Source organism: Candidatus Nitrospira nitrificans, from assembly GCF_001458775.1.
GTDB classification, from domain to species: Bacteria; Nitrospirota; Nitrospiria; order Nitrospirales; family Nitrospiraceae; genus Nitrospira_D; species Nitrospira_D nitrificans.
This window is the reverse complement of sequence record NZ_CZPZ01000012.1, coordinates 152,726-179,692: the sequence shown is the minus strand read 5'-3', so window position 1 is coordinate 179,692 and position 26,967 is coordinate 152,726. Positions and strand designations below refer to the sequence as shown.

General features: G+C 57.9%; 30 protein-coding genes. 7 read left to right on the top strand and 23 right to left on the bottom strand.

Going from position 1 to position 26,967, the window contains the following annotated elements; genetic code table 11:
• Position 1: 1 nt before the first annotated feature.
• The 5 genes from COMA2_RS08920 to COMA2_RS08910 form a co-directional block, all read right to left on the bottom strand.
• Positions 2–1,276 (bottom strand): Z1 domain-containing protein, encoded by a 1,275-nt coding sequence (locus COMA2_RS08920; protein ID WP_217490683.1) that lies wholly within the window; start codon positions 1,274–1,276, stop codon positions 2–4.
• A 93-nt stretch (positions 1,277–1,369) separates the two neighbouring features.
• Positions 1,370–1,591 (bottom strand): hypothetical protein, encoded by a 222-nt coding sequence (locus COMA2_RS20455; protein WP_217490682.1) that lies wholly within the window; start codon positions 1,589–1,591, stop codon positions 1,370–1,372.
• Positions 1,575–1,856, bottom strand: coding sequence for a hypothetical protein (locus tag COMA2_RS20450; RefSeq protein WP_217490681.1), 282 nt, complete (start codon positions 1,854–1,856; stop codon positions 1,575–1,577). Before COMA2_RS20450 ends, COMA2_RS20455 begins: the two co-directional genes overlap by 17 nt.
• 340 nt (positions 1,857–2,196) lie before the next feature.
• Positions 2,197–2,487, bottom strand: coding sequence for a BrnA antitoxin family protein (locus tag COMA2_RS08915; RefSeq protein ID WP_086417635.1), 291 nt, complete (start codon positions 2,485–2,487; stop codon positions 2,197–2,199).
• Positions 2,450–2,770 carry a BrnT family toxin gene (locus COMA2_RS08910; protein WP_090896729.1) on the bottom strand — a complete coding sequence of 107 codons (321 nt, stop codon included), beginning with the start codon at positions 2,768–2,770 and terminating at the stop codon, positions 2,450–2,452. Before COMA2_RS08910 ends, COMA2_RS08915 begins: the two co-directional genes overlap by 38 nt.
• A 158-nt stretch (positions 2,771–2,928) precedes the next feature.
• On the opposite strand from COMA2_RS08910, the gene COMA2_RS21305 reads away from it, so the two are divergent.
• The 3 genes from COMA2_RS21305 to COMA2_RS08895 all read left to right on the top strand — a co-directional run bounded on the left by COMA2_RS21305 (position 2,929) and on the right by COMA2_RS08895 (position 4,181).
• Positions 2,929–3,189: a DUF1810 family protein gene (locus tag COMA2_RS21305; RefSeq protein ID WP_090896727.1), complete on the top strand. Its 261-nt coding sequence runs from the start codon at positions 2,929–2,931 to the stop codon at positions 3,187–3,189.
• 271 nt (positions 3,190–3,460) lie between these two features.
• Complete coding sequence (locus COMA2_RS08900; RefSeq protein ID WP_139077215.1) at positions 3,461–3,760, top strand: type II toxin-antitoxin system prevent-host-death family antitoxin; 300 nt, start codon at positions 3,461–3,463, stop codon at positions 3,758–3,760.
• On the top strand, positions 3,753–4,181 hold the full coding sequence (locus COMA2_RS08895) for a putative toxin-antitoxin system toxin component, PIN family (RefSeq protein WP_175304481.1): 429 nt from the start codon (positions 3,753–3,755) through the stop codon (positions 4,179–4,181). Before COMA2_RS08900 ends, COMA2_RS08895 begins: the two co-directional genes overlap by 8 nt.
• A gap of 88 nt (positions 4,182–4,269) precedes the next feature.
• Here COMA2_RS08895 and COMA2_RS20145 read toward each other — a convergent pair whose 3' ends face one another.
• The 13 genes from COMA2_RS20145 to COMA2_RS08835 form a co-directional block, all read right to left on the bottom strand.
• Positions 4,270–4,422: a hypothetical protein gene (locus COMA2_RS20145; RefSeq protein WP_175304480.1), complete on the bottom strand. Its 153-nt coding sequence runs from the start codon at positions 4,420–4,422 to the stop codon at positions 4,270–4,272.
• An 82-nt stretch (positions 4,423–4,504) separates the two neighbouring features.
• Complete coding sequence (locus tag COMA2_RS08890) at positions 4,505–5,560, bottom strand: OmpA family protein (RefSeq protein ID WP_090896719.1); 1,056 nt, start codon at positions 5,558–5,560, stop codon at positions 4,505–4,507.
• 118 nt (positions 5,561–5,678) lie between these two features.
• Complete coding sequence (gene mscL / locus COMA2_RS08885; protein WP_090896716.1) at positions 5,679–6,098, bottom strand: large-conductance mechanosensitive channel protein MscL; 420 nt, start codon at positions 6,096–6,098, stop codon at positions 5,679–5,681.
• Between the two features lie 47 nt (positions 6,099–6,145).
• Positions 6,146–7,243 carry a DUF481 domain-containing protein gene (locus COMA2_RS08880; RefSeq protein ID WP_090896714.1) on the bottom strand — a complete coding sequence of 366 codons (1,098 nt, stop codon included), beginning with the start codon at positions 7,241–7,243 and terminating at the stop codon, positions 6,146–6,148.
• Between the two features lie 145 nt (positions 7,244–7,388).
• A complete protein-coding gene (locus tag COMA2_RS08875; RefSeq protein WP_090896711.1) occupies positions 7,389–8,081 on the bottom strand; it encodes a response regulator in 693 nt (230 codons plus the stop codon).
• Between the two features lie 182 nt (positions 8,082–8,263).
• The gene (locus COMA2_RS08870; protein WP_139077213.1) at positions 8,264–8,500 is read right to left on the bottom strand and encodes a hypothetical protein; all 237 of its coding nucleotides are present in this window, start codon (positions 8,498–8,500) and stop codon (positions 8,264–8,266) included.
• A 35-nt stretch (positions 8,501–8,535) separates the two neighbouring features.
• Positions 8,536–8,850 (bottom strand): hypothetical protein, encoded by a 315-nt coding sequence (locus tag COMA2_RS08865; protein ID WP_090896706.1) that lies wholly within the window; start codon positions 8,848–8,850, stop codon positions 8,536–8,538.
• A gap of 342 nt (positions 8,851–9,192) precedes the next feature.
• Positions 9,193–10,995, bottom strand: coding sequence for a sigma-54 interaction domain-containing protein (locus COMA2_RS08860; protein ID WP_090896703.1), 1,803 nt, complete (start codon positions 10,993–10,995; stop codon positions 9,193–9,195).
• A 1-nt stretch (position 10,996) separates the two neighbouring features.
• On the bottom strand, positions 10,997–11,512 hold the full coding sequence (locus COMA2_RS08855; protein ID WP_090896701.1) for a Rab family GTPase: 516 nt from the start codon (positions 11,510–11,512) through the stop codon (positions 10,997–10,999).
• Positions 11,509–13,272: an OmpA family protein gene (locus COMA2_RS08850; RefSeq protein ID WP_090896696.1), complete on the bottom strand. Its 1,764-nt coding sequence runs from the start codon at positions 13,270–13,272 to the stop codon at positions 11,509–11,511. Before COMA2_RS08850 ends, COMA2_RS08855 begins: the two co-directional genes overlap by 4 nt.
• Positions 13,273–13,341: 69 nt before the next feature.
• Positions 13,342–13,959: a hypothetical protein gene (locus COMA2_RS08845; RefSeq protein ID WP_090896694.1), complete on the bottom strand. Its 618-nt coding sequence runs from the start codon at positions 13,957–13,959 to the stop codon at positions 13,342–13,344.
• Between the two features lie 256 nt (positions 13,960–14,215).
• Entirely contained in the window at positions 14,216–15,019 is an 804-nt protein-coding gene (locus COMA2_RS08840; RefSeq protein WP_090896690.1) for a mechanosensitive ion channel family protein, read from the bottom strand.
• Between the two features lie 12 nt (positions 15,020–15,031).
• Positions 15,032–16,681 carry an AsmA family protein gene (locus COMA2_RS08835; protein WP_090896688.1) on the bottom strand — a complete coding sequence of 550 codons (1,650 nt, stop codon included), beginning with the start codon at positions 16,679–16,681 and terminating at the stop codon, positions 15,032–15,034.
• A gap of 190 nt (positions 16,682–16,871) precedes the next feature.
• Between COMA2_RS08835 and COMA2_RS08830 the strand changes: the two genes are divergently transcribed.
• Together COMA2_RS08830 and COMA2_RS08825 are read left to right on the top strand one after the other, a co-directional pair.
• On the top strand, positions 16,872–17,189 hold the full coding sequence (locus COMA2_RS08830) for a P-II family nitrogen regulator (protein ID WP_090896685.1): 318 nt from the start codon (positions 16,872–16,874) through the stop codon (positions 17,187–17,189).
• Between the two features lie 52 nt (positions 17,190–17,241).
• Positions 17,242–17,460: a hypervirulence associated TUDOR domain-containing protein gene (locus COMA2_RS08825; protein WP_090896683.1), complete on the top strand. Its 219-nt coding sequence runs from the start codon at positions 17,242–17,244 to the stop codon at positions 17,458–17,460.
• A gap of 83 nt (positions 17,461–17,543) precedes the next feature.
• Here the strand turns inward: COMA2_RS08825 and COMA2_RS08820 are convergent, their stop codons facing one another.
• The 4 genes from COMA2_RS08820 to COMA2_RS08805 form a co-directional block, all read right to left on the bottom strand.
• Complete coding sequence (locus COMA2_RS08820) at positions 17,544–18,194, bottom strand: isochorismatase family protein (RefSeq protein ID WP_090897372.1); 651 nt, start codon at positions 18,192–18,194, stop codon at positions 17,544–17,546.
• A gap of 364 nt (positions 18,195–18,558) precedes the next feature.
• Positions 18,559–19,389 (bottom strand): alpha/beta fold hydrolase, encoded by an 831-nt coding sequence (locus COMA2_RS08815; protein WP_090896680.1) that lies wholly within the window; start codon positions 19,387–19,389, stop codon positions 18,559–18,561.
• 134 nt (positions 19,390–19,523) lie between these two features.
• Positions 19,524–19,958 (bottom strand): CBS domain-containing protein, encoded by a 435-nt coding sequence (locus tag COMA2_RS08810; RefSeq protein ID WP_175304479.1) that lies wholly within the window; start codon positions 19,956–19,958, stop codon positions 19,524–19,526.
• 13 nt (positions 19,959–19,971) lie between these two features.
• Positions 19,972–20,418, bottom strand: a complete 447-nt coding sequence (locus COMA2_RS08805) for a CBS domain-containing protein (protein WP_090896674.1) — start codon at positions 20,416–20,418, stop codon at positions 19,972–19,974.
• A 340-nt stretch (positions 20,419–20,758) separates the two neighbouring features.
• On the opposite strand from COMA2_RS08805, the gene COMA2_RS08800 reads away from it, so the two are divergent.
• On the top strand, positions 20,759–21,664 hold the full coding sequence (locus COMA2_RS08800) for a universal stress protein (RefSeq protein ID WP_090896671.1): 906 nt from the start codon (positions 20,759–20,761) through the stop codon (positions 21,662–21,664).
• Positions 21,665–21,845: 181 nt separating this feature from the next.
• On the top strand, positions 21,846–24,668 hold the full coding sequence (locus COMA2_RS08795) for a cation-translocating P-type ATPase (protein WP_090896669.1): 2,823 nt from the start codon (positions 21,846–21,848) through the stop codon (positions 24,666–24,668).
• Between the two features lie 125 nt (positions 24,669–24,793).
• Here the strand turns inward: COMA2_RS08795 and COMA2_RS08790 are convergent, their stop codons facing one another.
• A complete protein-coding gene (locus COMA2_RS08790) occupies positions 24,794–26,962 on the bottom strand; it encodes an amylo-alpha-1,6-glucosidase (RefSeq protein ID WP_090896666.1) in 2,169 nt (722 codons plus the stop codon).
• Positions 26,963–26,967: the final 5 nt, after the last annotated feature.

The window sequence follows — 26,967 nt, the reverse complement described above, 5'->3', positions numbered from 1 at the left end:
CTCAAGCTTGTTGATTCTGCACGAACTGGATGTTGCCGGTGTTCTTGTAGAAGACGCGCGCCTTGCCCTGATCATTGTGAAAGATCTTCACGTGACGCACCGCTGCCGGAAAGCGTTGCGCCTCCAACTGTGACTTACCGATGAAACCCTTGACACGTCGGATCAACTTCTGGTCCGTGCCCGAACCCTGACCAGCGATCGACGTCGACTTGTGAATCGCGAGGCTCTGTGGCGCCTGAGCGACTTCCCCACGCAGATATTCGATCAAAAACTCCGGCACCGAACTCCTGACCGTTTTGGCCAAGTCTTTCAGAGTTGCGATGTCTTGCGGGGCGGCATCCACAATCTTGTCCAACGCGGCGACATCGCCGCAGTCGAATAAGGAAAACGACATTTCACCACGATTGAAGTCAACAGTCGTGCGATCGATGCTCGAAGAAGATACGACCGCAATTCGTTGATCTCCGATCCAGACCGGCGAGTCACCGCCCGTCTGGATTGAGTCAAGCGCAAGGCGGTGAAACGCAAAGCACCGCTGCCAATCGGCGAACAGCGCCGATGGAATCGTAAGTTCAAAGTGCGGCAAGTACGCGCCCCGGGAGCCGAACATGCGCGCACGCTGGATATAGGTATCCTGCTGGAGCTTAGTCTGAACGTCGCGTGTAAAGAACATCGCTAAGAGATTGGGAAAGGTCACGCCTCGCGAAACAATATTCCCTCCGATGATGATAGTGAATGGACACGTCGGGTTTGTTCGATTGATTCCCGCCGTCGCTTTGCGGGTTGTGTTATTGAGGACAATCGTCTCGCTCCGTGAAGCATTGGCGACGACATACTTTATCAGGGCGTCTGAATCGTCCTGCGGATACAGCGATTGCGCCTCCGCGTGCAACATGACGACGAACGCGTTGAACGCTGCGCCAGTCATGCCGACAAGCGCGTTCATCGTCGTTTCGATGGTGTTTCGGTCGGTCGCGTGATCGCTCGTCTTGCCACTGGTGTGGACAAGGAAGCTAAAATTCCGCTCTCGCTGACCTGATTTCGTCGCCGCGAGGTTCAGGTGCGCCACTGTGATGCAGAAGCGGGCCAAAGCTCGCCGTGCATCGTCGGCGTTGCCCGGCCCCTGCAGGAGCATCAACCGATACGGACGTGGTCCGGATTGCGCGAAGAAGATGTCCTGTCCTGTATATGCCGGATGTGGCCGGAACCGAACCCATGTTTCCGTCCGAGTGTTGAAGGTGTTATTGAGGTTCAAACGCGCCGGTATCGCCGTCACACCGATGTAGACGCCGTCAGCGCCAAGTAGCTCTGATACCAGCCTGTTGATTTTGGTTTGGTCCGCCTGGTTGATCTTGGCGTTTGGCGTCGCTTAGTCCGCCTCATCGTCGATCACGATGACCGGTCGCACATTTGAAATGGCGGTTACGGCCTTGGCTAGGTCTCTGGCGTTCTTCTTGCAAAACAAGAGCGCGTTGTGTCCTTTGGTGATCGGTGTAGCCGCCATATCGGTTGCGTTCCTAGGCGCAGGGGCGAGACCGGCGAGCTTGAACCGGTCCAAGTTCTGGCCGAGCAAGTCAACGCTGTCGGTCACGAGGTGAACGATAGAATGATGGCCAGCGTCCAACAACCGTGCCGTCAAACAGATCATCAATTCGGTCTTCCCGCTCTGAAGGGTCGCCGTAGATCACGAGCGAGTTACCCTTGGCCTTGGGAAGGTTGTCGAGTACCCCTCTCACAGCCTCGTCGATCATATCAGTGGTGTTGCCGTCTTTCTTGATCCGGTCAAGTTGCTTCTGGTATTGATCGGGAAGCGTTGCGGTTTTGACCAATTGTGCGATATCAAGCTTCTTTGCCATATTTGCGTGCTCCTGTCGGTCCACGAAACACCTTTCCAGCGCTGCAAGCTTAATCCGGTTAATAGGCTGATCCGCATAAGAGCCAGATCGGCTACTTTCTTCCCCTAAATAGGCCACTTCGGCTTGTGAACCATACGCCGGGACCGTTGCTGTATCAATAGTGTGGGGCGGTGGGTGTACAAAAGAGGAGGCATTCTAAGTTTCCAATCGTGAGGCAGGTATACTCCCTGCTCACTCACCTCCCGCGTGATGGACCATGCCACGGTGCTAGGAAGCATGCGCGCTGCCCCGCCCGCCACATTCAAACCAGCTTCCAGCAATCGCCGTGATCAGGAGCGCGCTAAGAAGCTTTGGCGGGTTTGTGATGCAACTCGGCCTGGACGCGTTCGAGCACGAAGAGCTTGAGCAGTGTCTGATACGGGACGTCGCGTTTGTTCGCGATCGTCTTAAGTTGATCCAAGAGGGATTTCGGCAGACGAAGCGAGATCGTCTCGGTGGACGGCTTCAACCGGGGAAACACCATCCGACGACTCTTGGAGTAGTCGACATACTCCGTTGAGTCGTGTGACGCCCAAAACTCAGCTTCCTGTTTCTCACTCTTGAACGTCGGTCTTTTTTTGAGTTTGGTCACGATAGGTCCTCCGCTCCTTGAGACTCATATCTCTGGCTGAAATAATGCGGATGCGCCGTCGACGGATGGTGAAGACGATAAACAAGCGGCGTCCGGCATCAGTCTGTCCCAGCACATAATATCGAGGCTCCACCATAGAATGGGCGAGGTCATCGGCGACCACCAGCGGCAGATTGAAGAAAACCTGCTCGCATTCCCACTGAGTAACCCGGTGCTTCTCCCAATTCTTGGCAAGATTTGCCTCGTCCCAATTAAATCCTTCCACACCCGGCAGTCGCGTCATCTCATGCCTTATGTTGTATATGGCAACCATATACGCGATGACGCCGGGCTGTCAATCACACACTGGCGAGTCGGCCAGGAAGGAGTGACGGCCTGGCAATCCATCAGTGCCAGGCCTGATATCGTCCTGGAAAGAATGTACTTGGCTGCGGATAGTGTATGAGCGATCCTTACAATCTCCACCACTTTCTCGATGCGCAAGAAGTCGTCTATGACACCGTCCTTGATGAGCTGCGTGCCGGGAGAAAGTCCAGTCACTGGATCTGGTTTATCCTTCGCAGATCGTCGGTCTGGCCGCGCTTCGCGCGGCCAGCGGGCGGGCTCGTCATGAACCGTCATGAACAATGCGGGCTAATCAAAGACTTCGACGGCAAGCCTGACCAATCGACTCTCCATATCCTGGCACAGCAATCGCTTTAGAGCAGATAAAAGGGCAGGAACAACGACACCCTCAGCTGGGACCGGACCATAAACCGAACATCTCTGCTTGAGCTTGACTGGTAGGGCGATTCTCTTGCATTACGCAGAGGTAGTTGAGGAAGTGAAATAGATCCCGGCAACCCTCACAGGATCGACCTCATTGAGGCTTTCGGAGAGTCTCTTGCGAGCAGCGAGAGAAAGGATCGGCGCGGGTGTCATCGCATCCTCCTCTGCGTTTGACTTCGCCATAGTTGCCCTCTACAATTTGCCCATGACTAAAACGGTGAATGAGAAACGTGCAAAAACTGTGTTTGCCGAGTTGGTTGGGCGGGTTTCCAACAAAAAAGAGACCGTTATTGTGGAACAGCACGGGAAACCTGTCGTCGCCATGATCGACTTCGATCGTTATCAACTCCTCACCGAGAAACGGAAGAGCCGCTTCAACGTGCTCAATCGCGTGTGGGCAAAAACTCAAGCCAAATCGGCTCGGATAGCGTATCAGGACGCCACTCACGCTGTGAACCTCGTCCGTAGCAGCTCCTCTCGGAGCCATAGACGTCGAAGTGCCTAGAGCGGTTCTCGACACCAACATTCTCATCAGCGGACTGATCACACCTCGCGGAACCCCGGCAAAGATACTGCTCGCCTGGCGGGCAGGTCATTTCAACCTCGTGACCAGCGTCCCTCTCCTTCTCGAACTGAAAGAAGCCCTGGCCCGTCCACATTTGAAAGATCGTTATCACCTTTTACCTCGAGATATCCGCGACTTTATCGCTTTGCTCACGGACACCGCGTTACTGGTGACAGACCCAGGAGTTGTCTCGGCGCAACTGCGCGATTCAGACGATCTTGCTGTTCTGGCATGTGCCTTGGCCGGCAACGCTGAGTACATCGTCACAGGCGATCATGATCTTCTCGACCTGCACTCGTTCAAAGGAGTGCAGATTGTTCGGCCTGCCCTGTTTCTTCAGCTTCTTCATTCGTCGTCATAAGCTGCTCACCGCACCGGCGCAGGAACCTCCTTCGTGCCTCACGTCGAGTCTCGACCTTCAGGAAGTCCTCACCATCATCACGCAGAGATTAGCCACCCTCTTTTTTCACGCTCTCCGTCTGACCTTTTACGGTCTCAATCTTCTGTTTCATGACATTCATGTCGACCGCCCACGCCGGGGCGGTAAGGCCGATCATGAAAACCGTCAACAGCGCGCTCACGTGGGCCATGTTCACTTTCATTGCACTCTCCTCTCGAGCGGATGACCGGTGATCGCAGGAGGAGCCGCGACAAGGTCGCAGCTGCCCCCCATTGCCTGCCCGGTTACTTCACGACGCTGATTTCTACCCGGCGATTCTTCGCTCGCCCCTCGGAGGTGAGATTCGGCATCACCGGCTTCGTATCGGCGACTCCCATCGCATGGACGCCGGAGAGCCCCCCGTCCGCCAATGCTTGCGCGGCGTTCGCTGCTCGCGCTTCGGACAATTCCTTGTTGGACGGGAACTTCTTTTTCAGCGCACCGAGAATCGGCCGATTGTCGGTATGGCCTTCCACATGAACTTTATACTCCGGGAAATCCTTGAGGATGGATCCGACCTGTTTGAGCGCATCCGCTCCAGCCGGCTTGAGCTGGTCTTCGCCCGATCCGAATAGGTAGCCTGAAGCCAGATTGATGAGCAATCGTTCGTTATTGAGATCGACGGTAATATTCTTTTCTTCGATTTGCGGCTTGAGCGCCCGGATCAATCCACGTTCCGCCTGTTTCAATTTTGCCATCTCCGCGGAAAGGTCCCCGCGAAGACCGGAGAGCTCCTTATCTCGATCGGCTAATTGGGACTCAAGGTGGGAGTTGCGTTGCCTCAACGCTGCTAATTGGGACTCCAACTCCGTTGCCAGCCGGTCATGATCCTCGTTATGTTGTCTCGCCGCAGCCAGCTCAGCGGCAAGCCGATCCTTGTCCTCTTGTGACTGGCTCAAATTGCTCTGTGCCGCCGATAGCTGACTCGAGAGGGACGCATTGTCACCGGATCCGGAACGAAGCGCGGCGATTTCCCGATCACGATCGGCGAGCTGTCCTTCCAGATCGCTGACGCGGCTGCTGAGGGTTCCGTTCTGCCTTCGCGCCGCTTCCAGCTCTTCGGCCAATCGTGATCGATCTCGTTCCAGAGCCGTTAGACGGGCGGCCATTTCTTGCGAAGCATCGGGTGCCACAACTTTCGCCGTGTGAGAGGGACACCCCTTGCCCGGGTGATAGCCGTACCAACCCTTGTCGATACAGACGGTCGGCTGTTTGATATACGCATCCGACTGCTTAAATGAAGAACAGCCCGTCAAGGTGATCAACCCTGTCACCAGTATGATGCTTCTACTGATTTGCATAAAACCTCCTTCTATCTTCTACCCGTGTCATGACACCAGCTGACCTCTCTATAGTGAGTTCTGAACTCAATGTCGGTGAAACTGGGATGAACCCTGGCTTTAGTGGTGATACCAATCTTCATTTGCGATTCTTGAGTAAATCACGGATTTCCGTCAACAGCTTCTCCTCATTGGTAGGCGCCGGAGGCGACGGTGGGGCAGCAGGCGTTTCTTTCTTAAACCGATTCACCTGCTTGACCAACATGAAGATGACGAAGGCGACGATGATGAAGTCGAACACGCTCTGCAGAAAGACACCGTAGTTCAGCGTGGGAGCCCCGGCGGCTTTTGCCGCGGCTAAGGATGGGGGTGATGTTCTAGACAGATCGACGAACAGGCTGGAGAAATCCACCTTGCCCATCAGCAACCCGATCGGCGGCATGAGGACGTCGCTGACCAGGGATGAAACAATTTTTCCGAACGCTCCACCGATGATGACACCGATCGCCATATCGAGGACATTGCCCTTCATGGCGAATTCTTTGAATTCTTTCAACATAGGCTCCTCCTCATGAGAACGCAGCTCAGGACAATGCGATCGTCACCCTATCGTGTGCGGGTGGTGTCGAATATATACCCCAGGGTGAGCAAGTAAAGATTATCGGTATCGCCCGTGCCGGCAGGCGGCCGATTGTTGTAGCGCGTGGTCACCTGGAACCCGCTTGCCAGACCGGCCAAAATCTTCATGCGAATCCCGTTATCCATCGTGAAAAAGAAATCCGACGCGTTCTGAACCGAGGGGAAGATCTCGTTGTAATGGTACAGCGTGACACGGCCATCGAACAACGGCCAATCCCATTTCATCGCCACGCGCGCGCGAAAGCTCGCGCGATCCCCTGTGATGCTATTATCCCGGTAGTCCTCGTTGAAATACGTCGGGCCGGCTTCGGCGTAAAAGGTCATATCTTTTAAAATACCGGTCAGGTCTCCGCGCTCGAGGAATTGATATCCCGGGCCGCTGGAGATCGCCGTTCTAAGCTTGAGGTTCTGGAAATAATCGTTTTCGACATAGGCCGATGCGAACCAGAACAACCGCTTGGTGATAAAGAAGTCCAACTTGATGGTTCCTCGGGCGTTCCTTACCTGTAAACTGCCGTTGTTGTCTCCGTTGACATAGCGGCCCAGGAGGGTCAGCCGGAGCTGCTCACTCCGGGCGATAAAGTCTCCGAGAATGCTGACGTTCCGAAGATGGCTGTTTCCCGCAGATTGCGAGTAGCCCGCGTTGAGGCTCCCAGAGTAAATAACCGGCGACTGAACAATCGGGTTCACGTGGGTTACGGCATTGATCGGAACCGTCATCGTGTCTCCGTTTGGGCCGGCCTTGACCTTCATCGTTCCCGGTTCCCCCTCCTCAACCGTTCCGTTCAGGATCGTCCCTTCTTTTAAATGAAAGGGAATGGGATGAGAGACGGCTAACTTGCTCACTTCCGCCCACTTCACCTTGATGATGTCTCCCGCCCAGGCGCTCTTGATCTGTAAGATTCCGCCCGACATCTCCACGACTTCGCCGTAGATGATACTGCCGTCTGTCAGGGTCACGACATCGAGGTTCGGCGTTGTCGCGGACGCCCCATCATCGGCGCAAACCGATGTCGCCATGACACCGAGAGCCAAGACCGCGACCAGCAGCATGAGTGGCTTCATCCATCCTCCTTCGTATGACTAAGTAATTCGGTTTGGGTGAATCGCCCCTGGGTATATACCTAGTTTCACGCGACACTGCAATAGGTTGCAGTCCGCCTTCACGCTCGCCGGATCGTCCCCGTACAGGCCTGATACGGTTCTAGTTCTAGCAAGAACAGTTTTCAAGCCCATGCGGATCCTTTTCCGACTGCACATAGTATCGCGCCGCTTCGGATCGCCTGGATATCTTCAAACGCTTATAGATTCTTTGTAAGCGAGTCGACACTACACGAAGCGCAAGGTTCATTTCTTGCGCGATCTCCCTGTTTGTCTTCCCGAGGGCCACAAGCGAGAGCAGTCGGCGATCGTCGCTCGAACAGCGATAGTGGATCCGCTGCTGTGCCGCCTGCCCTTCATCTCGGACCCACGTGATGACTTGTTGAGTCAACTGCTGGTCCATGATCGCTTTCCCGGTCGCAATAATCTCGATGCTCCTGACGACAGCCTCGGCTGCCGCGCCCTTCAGAAGGTAGCCGTGCGCATCGGCCACGATTGCCGCGCGCAGAAGTTCCGTATCGTCGTACGCGGTAAAAAAGAGAACCCCGATGTTCGGATGCGACTCACGGATGGCTCTACACAAGTCGATGCCGCTCGCTTGCCCCACGCGGGCCTCTAACATCACGACATCCGGCTGGTGAGCCCGTATCGCGTCGAAGGCTTCGATCGGCGTGCGGGCGATGCCCTGGATTTCGATGTGGCGGCTCGTGGACACGAACATCTTGAGCCCATGGAGAGTCAGAGTGGAGTCGTCGATCAGCAACACACGGATCGGTTCTCGTATTCCAGTGAATGTGTCCATCGGGTAATCCCTGTTTCGTGAAAGTGCCGGAATTCAGCTGTGCTCAACCCAGAGGAAATATGTCGCCCATCGGGATCGACAGATGGACTGTTTCATATACAGACACGGGTGATATCCGCCCCTGTCATTGCGCCATCGGGACTTCATCGGGCGCGATAGGCCCCTAACCCTTCTCGCGTTTCTCACACGTCCCCTTTCATGGTAAGCCGGCGTTCTGTATGGCGACGCCTCGGAACGGATTGCCTGACAGGCGCGAGTCCTTCGGTATATTGAGCCGCAAGGTTTCTCAGCATCCTTATGTTCACCATCGCCCCGCAATTCACGCAGCGCAACGCCCCCCGCCCCGCCGCCTGCTCCGCGAGATCTTCATCCCCGCCCAGCTCCACGATCATCAATCCACCACATCGTTTACACCTCATCGCGGGTCTCCTTGAGTTATGCCGTTGGATCTATCCTAGTTACAGGGTCGCCGGGCTTTGAGATGGAACGTGCGTCGCGGGCGAGATCGACCTGACATGGGAGCGATCGCCACGATCCGATCTGCGCCGGACGAGTTCAACACTCTGCAGATATCCACAAAGAAATCGACAAATGCGCCGATCAGCAATTCTCGACAAGCCGATTCTTCAGGTCCCTTTACGGGTTTCCACTGACCATTGATTCGTTGCAAGGCGACCAATTGATGCCTCCTCATCCCCGTGCGCGATTCAGTGCTCAGAAGGAAGTCCTGTCCGTTATGGTCTTCCACGAGCAACCCTCGCACATGCATGCTGCGTGACCTCTCAAATCCTCTATCCGTTGATGACGTACTCTGAGACGAGTCGCATCACGTTCCCTTGATAGCCATGGCGATAGTACAACCCTCGTGCCACATGGAGGGGCAACGGCAGCTTTCCATGTAATCAACCAGTTGCCGGCATTCTGAACCTCGCGGGAATCGAGCCCGCTGTTTCACCTGACACAACGACGTGTCTCATGAGACAGTCATCCCGATTCGTGAGACGATTCCGGAGAGCGTAACCGACGGGCGCTATCGCAGGAGGAGTGGAAGGGCAGTCGTGAGAGATCAATGCCCTTGCGGAGCAGGAGACCGCTGCGCCGGCAGATCGACCTAGCTGGGTTGAATATTAAGCTCGACCAGGCGGCGATAGAACGTGGCTCGGCTGACTCCCAGCCGTTTGGCGGCTTCCGTCCGGTTACCCTTTGCCTCGGAGAGGGCGGCAAGCAGTTTAGATTTCTCGTCCTGGCCCGATAACGGAATCCACGTGGAGGGACGGGGGGCAACCGGGGCGGCCGCTATTTCCGGCGGGAGATCCGTGGGAAGAATGTCTCTCCCCTTGCAGCTGATCACCGCGAATTCGAGGGCGCTTTTCAGCTCGCGCACATTGCCCGGCCATGCGTGGCTCATGAGGAGCCGGAGTGTGTCCGGACTCAGGTCATCAACGGTCTTTCCGGTGGCGGCACAGAGCCGGCTCAGGAACGAATGGGCGAGGAGGGGGATGTCCTCGCGGCGTTCTCGTAACGGGGGAAGTTGGATTCTGGCGATACGAATGCGGTAGAGAAGATCCGCTCGAAACGATCCTCGAATGACGTCTTCGCTCAAATTATGGTGCGTGGCCGCCACCACCCGCACGTCGACTTTTCGAGGCCTGGCCTCTCCCAGTCGTGTGATCTCCTTTTCCTGCAACACCCGCAGAAGCGCCGTTTGGACCGGCGACGGGATATCTCCGATTTCATCAAGGAACAACGTTCCGCCTTCCGCCGCCTCGAAGAGTCCCTGCTGATCGGCCACGGCCCCGGTAAAAGCCCCACGCTTGTGGCCGAACAGTTGGCTCGTGAGGATTGAGTCGGTTAATCCCGCGCAATTGGCGGCAATGAACGGCTTCTGCGCTCTCGCGCTGGAGAAATGGATGGCTCGAGCGATCAATTCCTTTCCTGTTCCGGTCTCTCCTTCGATCAAGACCGTCGTATCCACCTGCGCCACATCTCGAACGAGTTGGTACGTTCGAAGCATTGCGCGACTCTTGCCCACAAGATCATGGAACGAGGCCTGCTCGCTGAGCGCCTGACGGAGCGTATGGAGCTCGGTGCGGTCGTTCAATACCACGATTTGCCGACCCGGCTGGCGGGGGTCTCGATGGACCTCCATCTCAACCCAAGCCGGACGAGGTCCGCCGAGGTACAACGGGCCGACTTTCCTGTCGGCTGAGGAGGCGTCAATCATCTCTCGAATCATCGAGCGATCTTGCGGCTGGAGCGGAAGCGCTTGGTCCCACGCCCGGCCGATCAGGTGTTCGGCCGCGCATCCCAGTATCTCAAGACCGCGATCGCTGGCGAACGTGATGCACCCACGTTCGTCGAGAACAAGCGCGGCGAGCCCGAGGTGCTGAAGTAGAGCCAGCGCGTCGTCCTTGATTCGCTCGCTGGCTTCGAGTTGCCCCATCAGGCGCGTCTCGGCCTTGCGGTGAGACTTCACGGTGACGGCTTCGGCCAGCATCTTTTCCCTGGCCCGCTGCACGATGGCGTGCATCTGTTCAAAACCGGCGCCCAGGCGTTCAATGAGCAAGAGCCTTCGGGATCCGATCGCAAGAGCGGTGGCCTCCAATGTCATGATGCCCCCCTGTCGATCGGACTCCGTCCATGGGCCTGATTTCTCTATCGTGCCGGGCTTGTCGTCCCAAGCAGGGTGAGGATCGGCCACATAATCCTGCAAAAAGGGCGACCATTGGAGGAGGTTCAATACGTGGGATTCCGTCGGACCGACGCACTGACGCCACCATTCCGGCGGCAGCCCCCGAAGATGAAAGGCGTCCCCGCTGTCGCTCCGCTCAAGGACCGCCACATTGAGCGCCGACAGAACACGATGAAACAGGGAGTCGTCGACCGGCGCGAAATCGGGATTTCGACGTTCCATGTCAATCACGGAGAAGCGCGGAGGCACTCACGATCTGAGCGGCGAGCAGCGCAAACAGCTCTTCGACCCCTTGACCGAGCTTCGCGCTGCCGAACAGGACGGTCCAGCCTCGTTCGCGGAGCTGCTCGATCACGCCCTCGTCGATCTCCCACTCCGATCGAACGTCCGCTTTGTTGATGATCGAGACAAACGGAACCGCTCCTATCGTTCGAGCGGCCGTCTGTTGCAGCGCGATCGCCGTGTCCACGGTGGATTTTCTGGTGCCGTCCATGACCAAGATATAACCGGATGAGCCGCGAAGATATGACTCACGCACGCGTTGCAACTCGTCTTCTCCGTACAGATCCCACAGCAGCAGCGTCACGTCCCGGTTGTCGACGCTGACGCTCTTCTTCTCCACCGTTACGCCGATCGTCGTGCGATAGTGATCCGAAAACACATTGGTCATGAATCGTCGCACGAGGCTGGTCTTCCCGACCGCGAATCCACCCAGCATGCAGATCTTCTTCTGCATCATGGACGGGCGACCTCATTTTCCAGACCCGCCGGAGTGAGGGAGGCCCGCATGGTCACGATCCGTCGGTTCTCGGATTTCCCCTGCGCCCCACGCTGCTCCAGAGAACCCTCACTGTTGTCGACCACTGTCGTGGCCTTCCCCATGTGCTCCCCACCGAGAAGCGCGAGAACGGCCTGGGCCCGTTCCTTACTCAGTTGAATATTAAGGGTTGCCGGGCCTGTCTCGTCGGTCGAGCCACGTATCTCGAAGACCACGCCCTGACCAGACTGGAACGCGGCTTGATCCAAGTCGCGCAACGCGGCTTCTACAGAGGCCAACGCCGCCCGTTCAGCCGGCCCCACGGTCGAGGAACCGGGACCGAAATGAATCACCGTCTGATTGATCTGAGCCAAGAGGTCCGTCGTGACGAGGCCTTCGTCTCGGTAGTGAATGACTCCCGGAATCAGCGGCGCCAAACGCTTGGTCTCCCTGGCCCACTCGGTTGAAGCGGAGCCCCTGGCAACCAGCGCGTCTCCTTCGAGGCGCAACTTGACGGTGCTCGGTGGTTGCAGCATCGATTGAGCCCTCGTTTCGACGAGTCGAGAGTCCAGCGAATAATAAGGAGACCAGACGGCCGTGATGGTCGATGGGTCAAAACCGGCTGCGATGACCATCGCCGAGGGGTCTTTGGCCAAGGGGTCTCGCAACCCCTCCAGGCGATACCCTCTCCATGTCGATTCCGCCATGGTGACCACGATGCCCGGCTCCGCTCCCAACTCCGCCAGCAGATTGGACCAGCGAGCGTGGATGTGGTAGGCCATTGCGCCCCACCACGAGAGCAGGAATAGACCCACTCCGGCCAGAATCCATAGCTTCAAGCCGTTGGATCGCGATGGTGATTCATAGCGGGCTTGTAAACAGCTTTCCAGGTAGGTCTGTGTCGTCTTGAACGGCGCCGCGTCTCCATCAAAGTGAGTCAAGGCAACAGCTTGCTCTGCATGGAGACGATCCAGCGCGTCTCGGAAATCCTCTCTGAGGGTCGCAGGTGGAGTTCCTCGAATAACGCCTGCCAGGTAGGCTTCTGACCCCTGTTCGATCCAGACCGTCCAGTCACCGACTTGAAACTGGTCGAGTGTCTGGTCCTGTGAGGCTCCGAAGGAATCCCGCACATAGTTCTGAATCGCCGTCAGCATGCCGGACAAGACGTGCTGGTCCTGGACCACGGCCCCCTCAGCCGCCAGGTGGCGCAGGAGGAGCCCGGTCTCGCGATGGATGAGAAACACTTGCTCCACGCGATAGCGCAGCGTATGGAGCAGAACGACTTCGGCGAACGGGCGCCCTGTCCGCCAGGCTTCCAATCGCCAATGGAGGCCACGAAGGGAGAGGCTCTCGTCCAAGGAGCGGTTGAAGGACTGCGTCATGCTCTGTAAGGCGCGCGTGATGGCTTGCCGGATGGCCGGCCCCATGATCGGGGCGATGGCATCGACGATCGCGCGCGGCGACTTCCGCACCGCCGCGGCAAAACCATTCTCCACGTAAGGCGTCAGGACGTTCGACAACTGTTGATCGCGTTCGCCGCGCATGGCCAACGCCTCGGGGAGCACCCGGCTGACCTCGCGAGGCTGAATCCCTCGATTGTCGAGCCGTTCACGGAGTTCGTCGAGTTGCGTCTGCTCCGGAGAGAGTAAAAGCGTGCGCAGCTGGGTCCAGTCTTCGTCTACGGACGTGAGTCCTTCAGCAGATGGAGAATCGCGATGAGGCCTGTGTGGATCGGTAGACATGGGGCAATACGATCGTCATGGACTCGATAGATCACCAAGAGACTGCCGCGCGGCCCGCTGTTGCGAGGCTCAGCCGCGACCGGAGACCGCCTCATCATCGGACAGCCGTTGAGATGCCTCCAATAAAATGGCTGCGAGCGTCGCACGATCCGTCTTTTCCGCGCGGAGATCACGGACGGCCTGGTTGAGCGCCGACGTGGCTTCGGCATGTCGAGCGCGAACGTCGGTCGCCAGCTCGCTTGTCCGTTCTGTCAGCTGCCGGAGAACATGCGCTTGCGCTTGGGTCGCCTGCATATCCAACAGACGCGCTTTCGTCTCAAGGGTTGCAGCCAGTTGGGTGAGGTCCTTCGTCAGGTTCGTGACGGATTCCCCTCGGACTTCCTGCTCCTTGGTCAACCGGCTCGTGAGCGCATCCACTTCTTTTTTGATGTAGAGCTCAAGGCTTTCAAAACGTCGTTTGAGATCGTTGCGGAGATCAGAGGCTTCACGGATTAAATGTTGTTCGAGTTGCGCAAACCGACGGTCATGCTCTCGGGCTTGCGCGCCGAAGAGAATATCGCGAATCTTGTCGAGGTTCCCGCTTGCGGATCGATCGTCAGGGTGCGGCAGCCCACCGACTCGGTCAGGGTCTGTCGCCGGGTCTTCGCGGGCGATCAGGGGCTGATCTGCGGAACGTGATGTAGTCATCGCTTCACCTTCCTCTCGGGGTCACGAGGTCACACGACCGGTAGCAACATGCGCCTCGTTGCTCTGTGTCCGGCCGTCGGATCGACTGCCGTTCGATTCGACGGCCGCAAATAGTTCGCTTCCCTCTCCGTATACGGCACTCGCGAACAACAGAGGGGGTCATCCTAGCACTGGGACGCGCCATCAACAAGACCGAATGTGCCGCGCCCGCGGAACGTCCGAGAAACGGAGCGCCGTTGTGAGCCCCGGCGGTTTGTTAGTTGTTCACCACATGGACGGTAAGACTTGGGGAGGGAAGCGCAATCTCACGTTCTTGAAATCGTTGAAGGATCAATTTATTCAACTCGCTCTGTGTCGAGCTGTAGTTCCCCACGGCCGTCCAAGGCTCGGCGGCAATAGCCACGGTCAGTGCCGATTCCCCTAGGGATGATACTCCCACTGAAGGAACAGGGTCTTTCAGGACCGATGGATGCCGATTGAGGACATCCCAAACTTGCGCAAGGGCCTCATCGAGATTCGCTTTCGGTGACACGGGAATGGTCAGATGCATCTGACGGATTGTTCCAAAGTTGTGCAGAATCTCTCCGACGATTTTTCTGTTCGGAATGATGACGCGCGATCGATCCGCGTGCATCAGTGTCGTGGTGAAGATGTCGATGACCACGACATCCCCGTGGACGCCGAGCAGCGAGATATGTTCGCCGACCTTATAGGGTTTGCTGAAGATAATCGACAGTCCGGCCATCACATTGCTCAAGACACCCTGCAAGGCCAACCCGACACCGACACCGGCGACTCCGACGCCGGCGATCAGCGGAGCGATGGGCACGCCCAGTGTTTGAAGCGCGATCATCGCCGTAAACAGCATGACGACGATTTTCACGATGCGCACCAGGAGCAGGCGCAGCGGCGGCTCAAGGGTCTGTTTTTCGAGCGCCCGTCGGGCAAAATCGGCGGCCCCGCGAGCCACCATCATTCCGCCGATGAGGATGCCGAGCGCGACCGCCGCCTGCAACCCGTACTGCACGGCATATTGAGTGAGCGTATCCAGAATAGTCATAGAGATATTTCCTTATCGACCGAACAATCCTTTGAGCAGCTCTTTCCCCTCTTTCTGGAGGTCCTCGGGCTTTGTCGTCCCTTTGAGCAGCCCATCGACGGCTTCCTCGACCCTTTTCTTCACCTGCTCCTGCACTTTCCCGGTGAGACCCTTCAGATCCACTCCATACGAGGGAGCTTGAGTCGTTCCGGTAATCATGAGCGGAAGACTCAACCGGCCGTCTTTCAAGGCGATTTTGGCGACGGGCGATGCGGCCGCGATCTTTTGGCTCACACCTTGGGAGAGGGTGAGATTCACGGCAAGATTCAGCCGCTGATCAAACCCGATCGTGCCCCCGCCGGTCGCTTGAAAATCATGGCTATCCATCAAGAGCCGCTGCACATTGATCACCCCTTGCTTGATGGCGAGATCCGTCTCGATCGTCGAAAAAGCCGTGGCCTTCACATCGTCGATGGAAATGCCGGCCACTTTGAGGGCCGAGACCACTTCCTGGAGAAGATTCACCCCTTCGATCTTTCCATCTTTCACGGCCATGCGGCCGGTCCCCTCCAACGCCTTGGTCAGATCCGGCATTGAGAACCCCCGCCCTTGCACCGACAGGTCCGCACCGGCCGTCCCGCTGATCGAGATCGGCGTCTCGGCGACCGCATTCAGCGCCGGGCCGAGTTGCAATCCTTGAATCGTCACGGCCCCCTTGAACGGAGGCATGTCCGATCCGGCGATCACTTTGCCTTGCCCCTTCACCTCGCCGTCGAACAGGCGGAACGACAGGGATTTCAGCTTGGCCTCTTGCCCCATCACTTCCGCCGTCATCTGGAGATTCTTGATCTCAACCGGTGTTTTCAGGGGAAGCGCAACCGGTAAGTTCGCGGTATTGATCACCGGCGAGCTGATATCGATGATGGCATCATTCCCCGCGGCTTTTCCGGTAATGGTAAAGTCCGTCTTTCCCAGGCCCAGCTGGAAGTTGATCGCCTCGATGTCCATCGTCTCTCTCAGCGGACCAAAAGAACCGTCGAGTTTCACCGGCAGATTGAACGGCTGCACCAGCGAGCCGACATGCAAACTCGGCGTTTGCCCAAGCCGCACTGATTGCAGGAGCACCTCCAAATCTTGCAATACATATTCCGTCGGTTTGGCGGCAGAGAGGTCACGATAGGTCAATTTCCCGCCGTCGATCGACACTCGGTCCACCGCCAGCAGCGCCAAAATCTTGAGCGGCCCTTCCGTCGAAGGAATCGGGGCGCGCGAAGGTTTCTCAGGCACCGGCACGCCTTTGCGTCCGATGGTGGAGGCGTTCAGAACCCCGTTTTTGTTCTTAATGACCGTAATGACCGGCCGGCGAAGCGTGATCTCCTCCACTTCGACTTTGCCGCTCAGCAACGGCATCAGTTTCACACCCACATCCAACGACGAGAGCGACGCAAAGGGGTCCGCGCTAAAGGCCTGATCATCCAGCACCGCAAACCCCGTCACCCGAGCGCCGATTCTTGGCCAGACCGTCAATCGAATATCTTGTAGTTGGACCTTGCGATTCAGCGCGTCTTCGATGAGCGGCTTGTACTGGTCTTGATACTTATTGAGGTCGATCAGGAAGGGCAGCGCGAGCGCCACTCCGACGAGCAGGCCCACTAAGACGAGCAAGCCAATGGCTATTTTCATCTGGATCGTCTCCGGTTGAGGATCTTAAGTATATAAACGGATTCCTGGCGAGTCAAACGATCGGCGCGGAGGACATCGGTCTGAGCACTCTTGAGGCAGCGCGACACCGCATTGCTTTATGAATGTTCACTGCTGTGGTAGGCTCAACAAGGATATCCCCGGCCACCACACACCGTCGAAGAGGACGCCCATGAAGATGCTTCACATTGTCTGTGGGAAGGGGCTTGAAGACGAGATCGTTGCGCTATTCAACAAACTTGGGATCAAGGGATACACGGTGATTTCAGGGGTGGGAGGCAGGGGCGTGACCGGGACCGTCCCGGCTTCCAACTCCTTAACCAACCATGGTACGAATACGCTGTTTATGGTTGCGCTCGGATATGAGGCCACGTTTCTGCCGCAGATCGTTACAGCGCTCAAGGAGCTTCGTGCCAACCATATTCAAGGCCATGATGACCGTCAAATCCCTCTGAAAGTCTTTTTACAACCCTGCGAGATCATCATGTAGTCCATTCTTTCCGCTTTGCGTCTCTGGTCGAGCACTGGAAGGAATGAGGAGGATGGCTAAGAAGTTTAAGATCGGCGATCATGTACGCTGGAATTCCGAGGCGGGCCGAGTGTCGGGAACCGTCATTGCCGTCCATACCAAGAATTTCGACTACAAGGGTCATGTGCATCACGCCTCGGAAGACGATCCTCAATACGAAATCAAAAGCGACAAGACCGATCATATCGCGGCCCATAAGGGCAGCGCCCTTGAATACGCCGGACGAAGGTAAAGCGTAAAGCGGCCGCCTATTATCCGAAAGCCATATGTGGCGATGCCGGTCCGGCGCGTTGCGGAGAAGAGCAACCATCTGAGTCAGCGGCTGAATCGTTCCACAACCTGAGCGGTGGTGGCGACTTCGCCGAAGATGCCGCCTTCCACGCCGATCATGGCCAGAGCAGCCTCGTGCAGAACCGGATTGCTCGAAGCGCAGGCATCGCTCACGGTAATACAGCGGTACCCGAAGTCGACTGCCCCACGCAACGTCGAGCTGACGCATACCTCCGTGGTGACACCCGTCAAAATCAGTGTTTCAATGCCTCGCTTCGTCAATGCTTGTTGCAATCCCGTATGAGCGAATGCGCTATACCCAGGCTTGTCGATGACGATCTCCCGTTCCAGGGGGCGCAGAGCATCCACGAAATCGTGCCCGGCTTCGCCCCGCACCAGCAGACGACCGAGCGGGCCCTTGGAGCCGATTTCCGCGCCGGCCCTGCGACTCCGCTCCAGCTTGTACGGCGGACAATCGGACAGGTCGGGCACATGGCCTTCGCGGGTATGCACAATCAGCAGGTCGGTTTTTCGCCCTATCGCGAGCAGTTTTTTGATCGGATGGATGGTCGCGGCCAACGGCGCGATGTCCAGTCCCGCCTGCGCCGCGTACCCTTCCGGCAGAAGAAAGTCACGCTGCATGTCGATCACCAGCAAGGCCGTGCGAGCGGGAATCAGTGAATCGAGGAGGCTCATGGTCGATCGGTCCATTCCATACGATCTCCCCGTGAAGACTCCTAAATTGCCCAGTAAGGCGGAAACCCCCAAGCCGGCCGCCACCTTGCTTCCGTGAATCAGAATGTCACGCCGCGAAGGGCCGGCGCCCCTCGTATCGTCGCGGTCACTGACGAGAGGGCTTGCCTCGTCGGCTTTCTTCGCCGCCATGATCAGCCTCCATATTCGCTGAAGCAGTCATCCAATACCGTCCGCTTGAGTTCTTCTATCAAGCAAATGGTCGCTTCGTCAATTGACACCGCCACGTCACCTGGCGGAATCGCACGCTTGTCGCCTTCATCGCAACGGCGTCACGGTCGATCGCTGCTGCACAACCTGCCCCCCTTCACCTCTCGATGAAGTTGAGCAGATCCGCGTTGATGACATCGGCATGCGTGGTGCACATGCCATGAGGGAGTTTCTGGTAGACCTTCAGTGTGCCCTTCTTGAGGAGCTTCGCCGAGAGCAGCGCGGAATCGGCGATCGGCACGATCTGGTCGTCGTCGCCATGCATCACGAGCGTCGGCACGTCGATGAATTGTAGGTCCTCGGTGAAGTCGGTCTCCGAGAACGCCTTGATGCCGTCGTACTGCGCTTTCGCGCCGCCCATCATACCCTGGCGCCACCAATTCTCGATCACGGCCTCGGACACCTTCGCGCCCGGCCGGTTGTACCCGTAGAAGGGGCCGCTCGCGAAATCACGATAGAACTGCGCGCGGTTGGCGGCGAGCTTTCGCCGAAGGTCGTCAAAGACCTCAATCGGCAAACCGCCTGGATTGGCGGCCGTCTTCACCATGATCGGCGGCACCGCGCCGATGAGCACCAGCTTTGCGACATGGCCCTTGCCGTGGTGAGCGACATAGTGCGTCGCCTCGCCGCCGCCGGTCGAATGGCCGATATGGACAGCGGCGCGTAGCCCGAGATGCGTGACGACCGCGGCGACGTCCGCGGCGTAGTGGTCCATGTCATGACCATCGGTGACCTGGCTCGATCGGCCCTGGCCGCGCCGGTCATGCGCAATGACGCGATACCCTTTCCCAACGAAGTAGAGCATCTGCGTGTCCCAGTCGTCGGCGCTGAGCGGCCAGCCGTGATGAAAAACGATGGGCTGCGCGTTCTTAGGACCCCAGTCCTTGTAGAAGATTTCGACGCCATCTTTGGTGGTGATCATGCTCATGGAGTGTCTCCTTTCCTGACATCTCATCGCACCGAGACGCGCGCTCCGGCAGTTGCTTCTCGGATCGTGCCCGACGACGACTCATATGCTTGTCGAAGCAGGCGATGATTTGTTCCGGATGCCGTCCGGAGTAATCACGACCAATACTGCGACGCCTTCATATAGCCATACAATAGATCACGCCTGGCCAAAATCCCCACCAACTTGTTGTTCCGGACCACCGGCACGCGGGTCAAATAGCGATCCTGGAAGAGGTCGGCTACCTGATGGAGGGTTTGATCCTCCGTCACGGTCACGGGATGAGCCGACATGATTTCCGCCGCCGTAACCTTCCGAAGATCCCGGCCGTCGAGCATGGCCTGGAGGAGATCATATTCGGTCACGATCCCGACCAAAGTGCCATCCTCTTCCACGACAGGAAGACTTCCAAAGTTCCGATGGGTCATCATGTGGGCGATCGTCGAGGCGTCCGTGCGCGAGCTGCATCGTGCGACAGCGTCCTGCATCAGCTGTCCCACCGTCAAGGTCTTCGGATCGCAGGCCTTCAGGAAGAATTCGGTTTGTCTCATACGCTCCTCACTGTTATCGTTTGCCGCCGGTGGCGAGATAGGTTCGCAAGACATCGCGTCTCGCGATGATACCGACCAATTTATCCTTGTCATCCACGACGGGGACGCGGACCAGATCGCTTGCGCGCAGCACATGGACCAACGTCCCGAGCGTCGTTTCCGGCCTGACTGAGTAGGGGTTGGAAGTCATGACATCTTTCGCCGACACCGCGCCAAGCCCATGACCGTCGTCGACGGCCGCCAGCAGATCGTGCTCGCTGACGATCCCGGCCAGCTTGCGTCCATTCTCGACGACCGGGACGGCCCCAAAACCCTCGATCATGAGCGACGCAATCACGTCTGCCTTCGTCCTCAGGCGAACGGACTGGACTGCCTTCTCCATGACCTGACTGACTGTCATGGAATCGAAGTCTTTGACTTTGATTACCTTTGCCCTCTTCACTGTGTTCGTCTTTTTCATCGTCCCTCCTTCGACGCGGCTACGCTCCAACACACTTCCTTTTATCGCCCTCCTGCGATGCGACTTTCAATCAACCGACAGACGATTTGTCCATATCCCCCATATCTAACGATCGCGTTCGCACCAGCTCAACTGACGCGAATTACCACAGTGGCTCACCTGCTCCTGCCGCAAAATACCGCAACATCTCGAAGCGATGAGAGACCGCTTCCCTCCGTAAGTCATTGGGAGAAAGCCCATTCTTCCTCCATGCGCCGTCTTCTCACAGGCATATCCGATGCAGGTCTGATACCCAGAATGATTTCCACAACATCACCTTCGTCGAGGAGGGAAATCCATCATGCGGATCTTGTGTGCGGTCGATGGGTCGGAGCATTCCCAGTGGGGAATCCAGGCGCTCGAGGCGCTTGCCGGCCATGAACTCGAACAGGTCACGTTGCTTCACGTCGTGGATAAGCCGGCTCTCCAGGCCGTTCGGAACAAGAACCCCGTCGCGGCGACACGGGCCGTTGTCGCCATGGAGAAGGCCGGAACCATGATCCTGCGCAATGCAGCGCGAGCAGCTCGCCTCGCCCTCGGACAGGCTGCCATGGGGCCACACACCACGGTTCACACCGTCCTCGCGCATGGCTCGCTCCCCCATACCATTGCGAAAACGGCCAGGCGGTTGAAGACCGACCTCATTCTGATGGGATCCCGTGGCCTGAGCGACATTCAAGGGTTCTTGTTGGGAAGCGTCTCTCGGCAAGTGGCTTCGGCTACTCCTTGTTCCCTGTTGGTCGTGAAACAGCCGATGCCGAAACTTCTCCATGTCGCCCTTGCGGTCGATGACTCCAAACCGTCACGGGCCGCCGCGCGGTTTCTCCGTGCTCGCATTCTTCCCGAAGCCGCCACCGTCACGATTCTGACCTCGGCTGCAAGTCCGGTCACGGACTTCGCCGCGCGTTACCTCTCCGAGACGCAACTGGCCGAATTGAAACGACCGGTCATCGAACGCGCAACCACGCTGGTCAATGCCCTGCGGGACGAGTTCATCAAAGAAGGCTACCCCGTCGTCACACAGATCCAGATGAATCACGTGATCGATACCATCGTGAAATCCGTGGAGGCCAATCATGACCAGCTGCTGGTGATCGGCTCGCGCGAGTTGACCAAGAGCGAGCGGCTCCATCTCGGCAGCGTGTCTGAAAGCCTGTTGAGACATGCTCCCTGCTCGGTGCTGATCGTGCGAGGAGCCCGTGCCTGACGTTAGCGGGGACGTTGAAAAAGGCCGCCAGCATTGTTCTCGCATCGCTCAGACCCTCAACGTACCCCAGAGGGTACGCCTCGGCCCTTCGCTCGCTGCGGCCTCGCTGGTCGACCTTTTTGAAGCTCCCACTCGGAGACACTTGATGAATCGTTCGCCGATGCATTTTTAAGGTATCAGTATGAACTTTTCCTATCCCTATCACGACATTCACCAACTTCCGATCGAAAATGTCCTGAAGCGGCTGGAAACCAGCAACGATGGTTTGTCTTCCGATGAGGCGCAATGGCGATTGGCTCGATACGGACCGAATGTTCTCGTCGAGCCGGATCACTACTCGCTCTTCCGTGGGCTCTTCCGCCATTTCACCCACTTCCTCGCCATCCTCCTCTGGGTCGCAGCCGGCCTCTCCTTTGCGGCCGACTTCATGCGACCCGGTGAGGGTATGGCAACGCTGGGTTGGGCCATCCTCTGCGTCATCATCATCAACGCCGGGTTCGCTTTTTTCCAGGAATACAAAGCGGAACATGCCGTTCAGGCACTCCGCCGCCTGCTGCCGAGCAAAGCGTGGGTCACGCGAGGCGGGCAATCCGTCGAAGCCGCACGAAACGAAATCGTGCCCGGCGATGTACTGATCTTAGAAGAAGGCGAACGGGTGCCGGCCGATGCGCGCCTCATCGAAGCGATAGGCATGCGGGTGGACAATGCCGCCCTAACCGGCGAATCAAGTCCGAAACGACGGATGGCCGAGGCCACACAAGACGGACACTGGCTCGACCTCCCGAATCTCGTCTTTGCCGGCACCACCATCCTATCGGGACATGGTCGCGCCGTAGTCTTCGCCACTGGAATGCGTTCGGAGTTCGGCAAGATCGCTGCGCTTACCACCACGGTCGAAACCGAACTCAGTCCCCTTCAGCAAGAGATCATTAAGGTCACCCGTATCGTTGGCGTCATTTCATTGGCCATGGGAGCCACGTTCTTCGTGATCGGTGTCTCAACGGGACTCGGATTCTGGATCAGTGCGATCTTCGGCATCGGCATCATCGTGGCCAATGTGCCGGAGGGTTTACTCCCGACCGTCACCCTCGCCCTTGCCATGAGCAGCCTTCGGATGGCGAAGCGCAACGCGTTGATCAAGCACCTGCCCTCCGTTGAGACCCTCGGCTGCACCAAGGTGATTTGCACGGACAAGACGGGGACATTAACGGAAAATCGCATGAAAGTGGATCGTTTCTTCGCCGACGGACTTGTGATCGAATCACGCGAGGGTTGCTTTTTCACCAGAGGCCGCATGATCGGAACAGCCGACGCCGTGCAATGGCGTTCCTTCTTCGATGCGCTTCTTCATTGCCAGAACGCCAAGCGCGTCCGGAAGTCCGATGGACGTTTCGTGGTCACCGGCGATCCGACGGAAGTTGCGTTGTTGGAATTTGCCGTCAAACATGGACTGGCTCACCGACCTCCCCTGCGGCGCATGGGAGAACTCGCGTTCGACGCCGATCGGAAGAGGATGAGTACTCTTCATTGGTCTGAAGGACGACTCATCGCATTCACCAAAGGCGCTCCGGAGTCGGTTTTGCCTCTCTGCGCCAACACGCAGGTCCATGGCAATGCCATAACCATGACCTCGCATGAGCGCACGCGCATCCTAAGCCAGAGCCGATCCTTCGCCGAGCAGGCCTACCGCGTGCTCGCCGTCGCCACGCGCGAAGTGGCTCATCAGCCTGAGCACATTGAAGTGGAAACGATTGAATCAGGCCTGACGTTCCTCGGACTGGTGGCCATGATGGATCCGCCGCATCGAGAAGTGCCTGAGGCCATCACGAAATGCCAAAGAGCCGGTGTCCGCATCGTGATGGTCACCGGCGACCATCCGCTCACGGCACTAGCTGTGGCACGCAAGATCGGCCTGGTTCCTGAACAGGCTGCATCGTCACCGAGCAGTTTCGTTCCGGTCATCGAAGGGCCGCAGCTCGATAAGATGAGCGACGAGCGACTCCGTCGGCTGCTGACCCCGTCTCGGCCAGGCGAACCGGACCCGGTCTTTGCCCGGATGGCCCCGCGCCACAAGATGCGGATCGTGTCCACGTTCAAGGAGATGGGGGAAGTGGTTGGAGTTACCGGCGACGGAGTCAATGACGCGCCGGCTCTCAAGAAAGCCGACATCGGCATCGCGATGGGCATCACCGGCACGGATGTCGCCAAAGAAACAGCCGACATGATACTGCTCGACGACAACTTCGCGACGATCGTGAGTGCGATCGAAGAGGGCCGCACTGTCTATGACAACATTCGCAAATTCTCGTCCTACATACTGGCGAGCAACGTCCCGGAAATCGTCCCATTTCTTGGCTATGGTTTCATCGGCATGCCGCTGGCCCTCACAATTCCGCAAGTCTTGGCAGTCGACCTTGGGACCGACATGATCCCCGCCCTGGGTCTCGGAACAGAACGGCCACAATCCGATGTCATGGACCTTCCCCCACGCGCACGAAGCGAGCGACTGCTGAGCCTCCCCATCCTGCTGCGGGCCTATCTGTTCCTCGGGCTCATTGAGACAGGGATCGCGATGGGAGGATTCTTACTCTATCTCAACAGTCAGGGTTGGACCTGGGGAGAACACCTGGATTGGTCTTCCCCATTATATAAGGAGGCAACAACCGTCACCTTCGCCGGGATCGTGTTCGCACAAGTCGCGAACGTGTTCGCCTGCCGATCCGACCATCTGTCGGTGGCTCGACTCGGATGGCTTACCAACCCGCTCATTCTGTGGGGGATTCTCACCGAGCTTATCATCTTGGCGCTCATCACCTACACGCCGATCGGGAACGAGATCTTCGGAACCAGCCCCTTGCCTCTCTGGATCTTCGGACCACTCGTGTTAGGGGCGTTGGCACTCTTGTCGGCGGAGGAGGGCCGGAAGTTCATCGTAAACCGTCGCAAGCGGATGTCGATCTCGCCGAAACCAACTACCGAGACGCGGCAGCCAACGTCGAACTGAACCCAATCGAAGCCCTGCGCTATGAATAGTCGCGAGACGGATTTTTGGAGCATACCGGCGAATCAACTCTTCGGTCGACTCGGTTAGAGACAGGAGGGCGGCATGGATCTGTCGATACGATCCCTTTACATCGTGAGCGCCACCTCCACCTCGCCGGTGCGCCGCGCGACCCTCAGGGCCACTTCGTTTTCATGACGATCAAGCACGAGGTCGAGGCTCGCAGTGCCGATCGTGAGGTTGCGTAATTCGACTCGTTCCAGGAACGGTGGGAGAACAGGGTGCACAAACTGCACGAGGCGGCGAGTCCCATCGATCTGTAAACCCAGACAGGCTTGTAATGCCTGAAAACCGGCGCCGGCCGCCCAGGCTTGCGGGGCACAGGCCGTGGGATAGCGTGTCGGGCTTTCTCCCGGACGCCGGGAAAATCCGCAAAATAATTCCGGCATTCGGTGGAGGTCGAGAAACAGGCTGGCGTCGAACAGGCCGGTGAGAATTTTGATGGCCCCTTCTTTGTATCCGTAGGCCGCCATGCCGGCTGCGATGATCGCATTGTCGTGAGGCCACACGGATCCGTTGTGATAGGACATGGGATTGTAGCGTCTCTCCGATGTGGCAAGCGTTCTGATGCCCCATCCGCTGAACATGTCTTCGCGCAACAGGGCCCGGGCAGTGCGTCCGCCGCGATCCTGCCCGGCAATGCCGCCATACAGACAATGGCCTGCGTTCGAGGTGCGCACACAACAGGGGCGCCCCTTTCCGTCCAAAGCCAGGGCATAGGAACCGAGCCTTTCACACCAGAAGACGCGTTCGAACCGTTCGCGTAGCGAGTCGGCTTCCTTCACCAACCGATCGGCCTGATCGATAGCTCCCAAGACCCGCGCCACGTCCGCCGCCGCTCGTTTGGCTCGATATACGTAGGCCTGAACCTCGCACAGGGCAATCGGTCCGTTCGCAGCCGTTCCATCCGCATGAAACACAGAATCATGAGAATCTTTCCATCCTTGATGCACGAGTCCGTTGGCAGACTGCCGCGCATAGGTGGTGAAGCCCATGCCGGTGGGGTCGCCGTACTGATCGATCCACCGGAGAGCGAGCTGAATATGCGGCCAGAGTGTCGCGAGAAACCGGCGATCGCCGGTACGTTCGTAGTACGCGCCCGCCAGGACGATGAATAACGGCGTCGCATCGACGCTGCCGTAGTATTTCCCGAAGGGAATCTCGCCCAGGGCCGCCATCTCCCCGAGGCGCGTCTCATGCAAAATCTTTCCAGGTTCCGCATCCTGCTCAGGTCGAACATCCGTCGCCTGTGTCGCGGCCAGAAACCCTAACACCCCTCGAGCAACCAACGGATTCATCCACAACATCTGTAGCGCCGTGATGATGCCATCCCGACCGAATGGAACGCTGAACCAGGGGACTCCGGCGTAGGGATAGAGTCCCTGCGGAGTTGCCGAGATCAACATATGGAGATCAGCCAATGATCGATTCAACCAGTGGTTGAATTGTTCATTCGCCGTATAGACGTGGGCGTCATCGGCTTTGTCGCTCCGCAATGCCCGATCCACCTCGTGGCGCGCTCGGTCATAGGCGAGTGACGTTCGGTCCAGTTGCGGCTCGATTTCACAAGCGATGGAGATCTCCCATGATAAATTTGCGTGCGAAGGAATGTTCGATTCAATCACGAAGCCGTCGGCCGTCACCCGTTTCGGATCCGGAGAGCATCGGACAGACGTTCGGCGGATAGTCCCATCAAGGCCTTTGTACCCGAACACCAGTCCGGCTTTAGAGCGAAGAGTCTTGAGACGAGACCCACGACGCGGCCGCTGTCGGCCTCTCGCTTCGAAGAGATCGGCGAAATCCGTATCCAGGATGACGGTGAGCGAGAGGGGAACTTTCGTGGTCCCGTAGTTGTGGACGCGAATGCGCTCGTGCCAGGTCCCTTGCCATAGAAATCGCGTGCGGCACACATGGAGCGTGCCGCGCGGAATGGGCCGTTGCCCGTCCAATATCAAATCCGGGTTGGTGAGGTCGCCGGTGAAGAGGGCATTATCATCTTTCACCGTGGCGCTCAGGAGCATCGGACGCTGCGCCTGCAACAACAGTTCGAATCGGGACAGGAAGCGCGTGCCCTCGTGGTAGAGGCCCTGTGGGCCGGAAAGCGCGTGGTGAATATCGCCATAGCGATCAAACACCGCAAAGGTCTCGCCCTGTTTCAAGACCTCCGTGCGCCCATCGGCCAACGAAGAGGAGGCGCGGATATAGTATTGATCGTTCCAGCGGATGATATCGTTCATGAACG

Bases quoted from the DNA above. Each gene is read 5' to 3' on its own strand.
- COMA2_RS20450 (WP_217490681.1), bottom strand. From the start codon at position 1,856: ATGGCAAAGAAGCTTGATATCGCACAATTGGTCAAAACCGCAACGCTT.
- COMA2_RS08910 (WP_090896729.1), bottom strand. From the start codon at position 2,770: ATGACGCGACTGCCGGGTGTGGAAGGATTTAATTGGGACGAGGCAAAT.
- COMA2_RS21305 (WP_090896727.1), top strand. From the start codon at position 2,929: ATGAGCGATCCTTACAATCTCCACCACTTTCTCGATGCGCAAGAAGTC.
- COMA2_RS08900 (WP_139077215.1), top strand. From the start codon at position 3,461: ATGACTAAAACGGTGAATGAGAAACGTGCAAAAACTGTGTTTGCCGAG.
- COMA2_RS20145 (WP_175304480.1), bottom strand. From the start codon at position 4,422: ATGAAAGTGAACATGGCCCACGTGAGCGCGCTGTTGACGGTTTTCATG.
- COMA2_RS08890 (WP_090896719.1), bottom strand. From the start codon at position 5,560: ATGCAAATCAGTAGAAGCATCATACTGGTGACAGGGTTGATCACCTTG.
- mscL (WP_090896716.1), bottom strand. From the start codon at position 6,098: ATGTTGAAAGAATTCAAAGAATTCGCCATGAAGGGCAATGTCCTCGAT.
- COMA2_RS08880 (WP_090896714.1), bottom strand. From the start codon at position 7,243: ATGAAGCCACTCATGCTGCTGGTCGCGGTCTTGGCTCTCGGTGTCATG.
- COMA2_RS08875 (WP_090896711.1), bottom strand. From the start codon at position 8,081: ATGGACACATTCACTGGAATACGAGAACCGATCCGTGTGTTGCTGATC.
- COMA2_RS08870 (WP_139077213.1), bottom strand. From the start codon at position 8,500: ATGAGGTGTAAACGATGTGGTGGATTGATGATCGTGGAGCTGGGCGGG.
- COMA2_RS08865 (WP_090896706.1), bottom strand. From the start codon at position 8,850: ATGCATGTGCGAGGGTTGCTCGTGGAAGACCATAACGGACAGGACTTC.
- COMA2_RS08860 (WP_090896703.1), bottom strand. From the start codon at position 10,995: ATGGAACGTCGAAATCCCGATTTCGCGCCGGTCGACGACTCCCTGTTT.
- COMA2_RS08855 (WP_090896701.1), bottom strand. From the start codon at position 11,512: ATGATGCAGAAGAAGATCTGCATGCTGGGTGGATTCGCGGTCGGGAAG.
- COMA2_RS08850 (WP_090896696.1), bottom strand. From the start codon at position 13,272: ATGTCTACCGATCCACACAGGCCTCATCGCGATTCTCCATCTGCTGAA.
- COMA2_RS08845 (WP_090896694.1), bottom strand. From the start codon at position 13,959: ATGACTACATCACGTTCCGCAGATCAGCCCCTGATCGCCCGCGAAGAC.
- COMA2_RS08840 (WP_090896690.1), bottom strand. From the start codon at position 15,019: ATGACTATTCTGGATACGCTCACTCAATATGCCGTGCAGTACGGGTTG.
- COMA2_RS08835 (WP_090896688.1), bottom strand. From the start codon at position 16,681: ATGAAAATAGCCATTGGCTTGCTCGTCTTAGTGGGCCTGCTCGTCGGA.
- COMA2_RS08830 (WP_090896685.1), top strand. From the start codon at position 16,872: ATGAAGATGCTTCACATTGTCTGTGGGAAGGGGCTTGAAGACGAGATC.
- COMA2_RS08825 (WP_090896683.1), top strand. From the start codon at position 17,242: ATGGCTAAGAAGTTTAAGATCGGCGATCATGTACGCTGGAATTCCGAG.
- COMA2_RS08820 (WP_090897372.1), bottom strand. From the start codon at position 18,194: ATGAGCCTCCTCGATTCACTGATTCCCGCTCGCACGGCCTTGCTGGTG.
- COMA2_RS08815 (WP_090896680.1), bottom strand. From the start codon at position 19,389: ATGAGCATGATCACCACCAAAGATGGCGTCGAAATCTTCTACAAGGAC.
- COMA2_RS08810 (WP_175304479.1), bottom strand. From the start codon at position 19,958: ATGAGACAAACCGAATTCTTCCTGAAGGCCTGCGATCCGAAGACCTTG.
- COMA2_RS08805 (WP_090896674.1), bottom strand. From the start codon at position 20,418: ATGAAAAAGACGAACACAGTGAAGAGGGCAAAGGTAATCAAAGTCAAA.
- COMA2_RS08800 (WP_090896671.1), top strand. From the start codon at position 20,759: ATGCGGATCTTGTGTGCGGTCGATGGGTCGGAGCATTCCCAGTGGGGA.
- COMA2_RS08795 (WP_090896669.1), top strand. From the start codon at position 21,846: ATGAACTTTTCCTATCCCTATCACGACATTCACCAACTTCCGATCGAA.
- COMA2_RS08790 (WP_090896666.1), bottom strand. From the start codon at position 26,962: ATGAACGATATCATCCGCTGGAACGATCAATACTATATCCGCGCCTCC.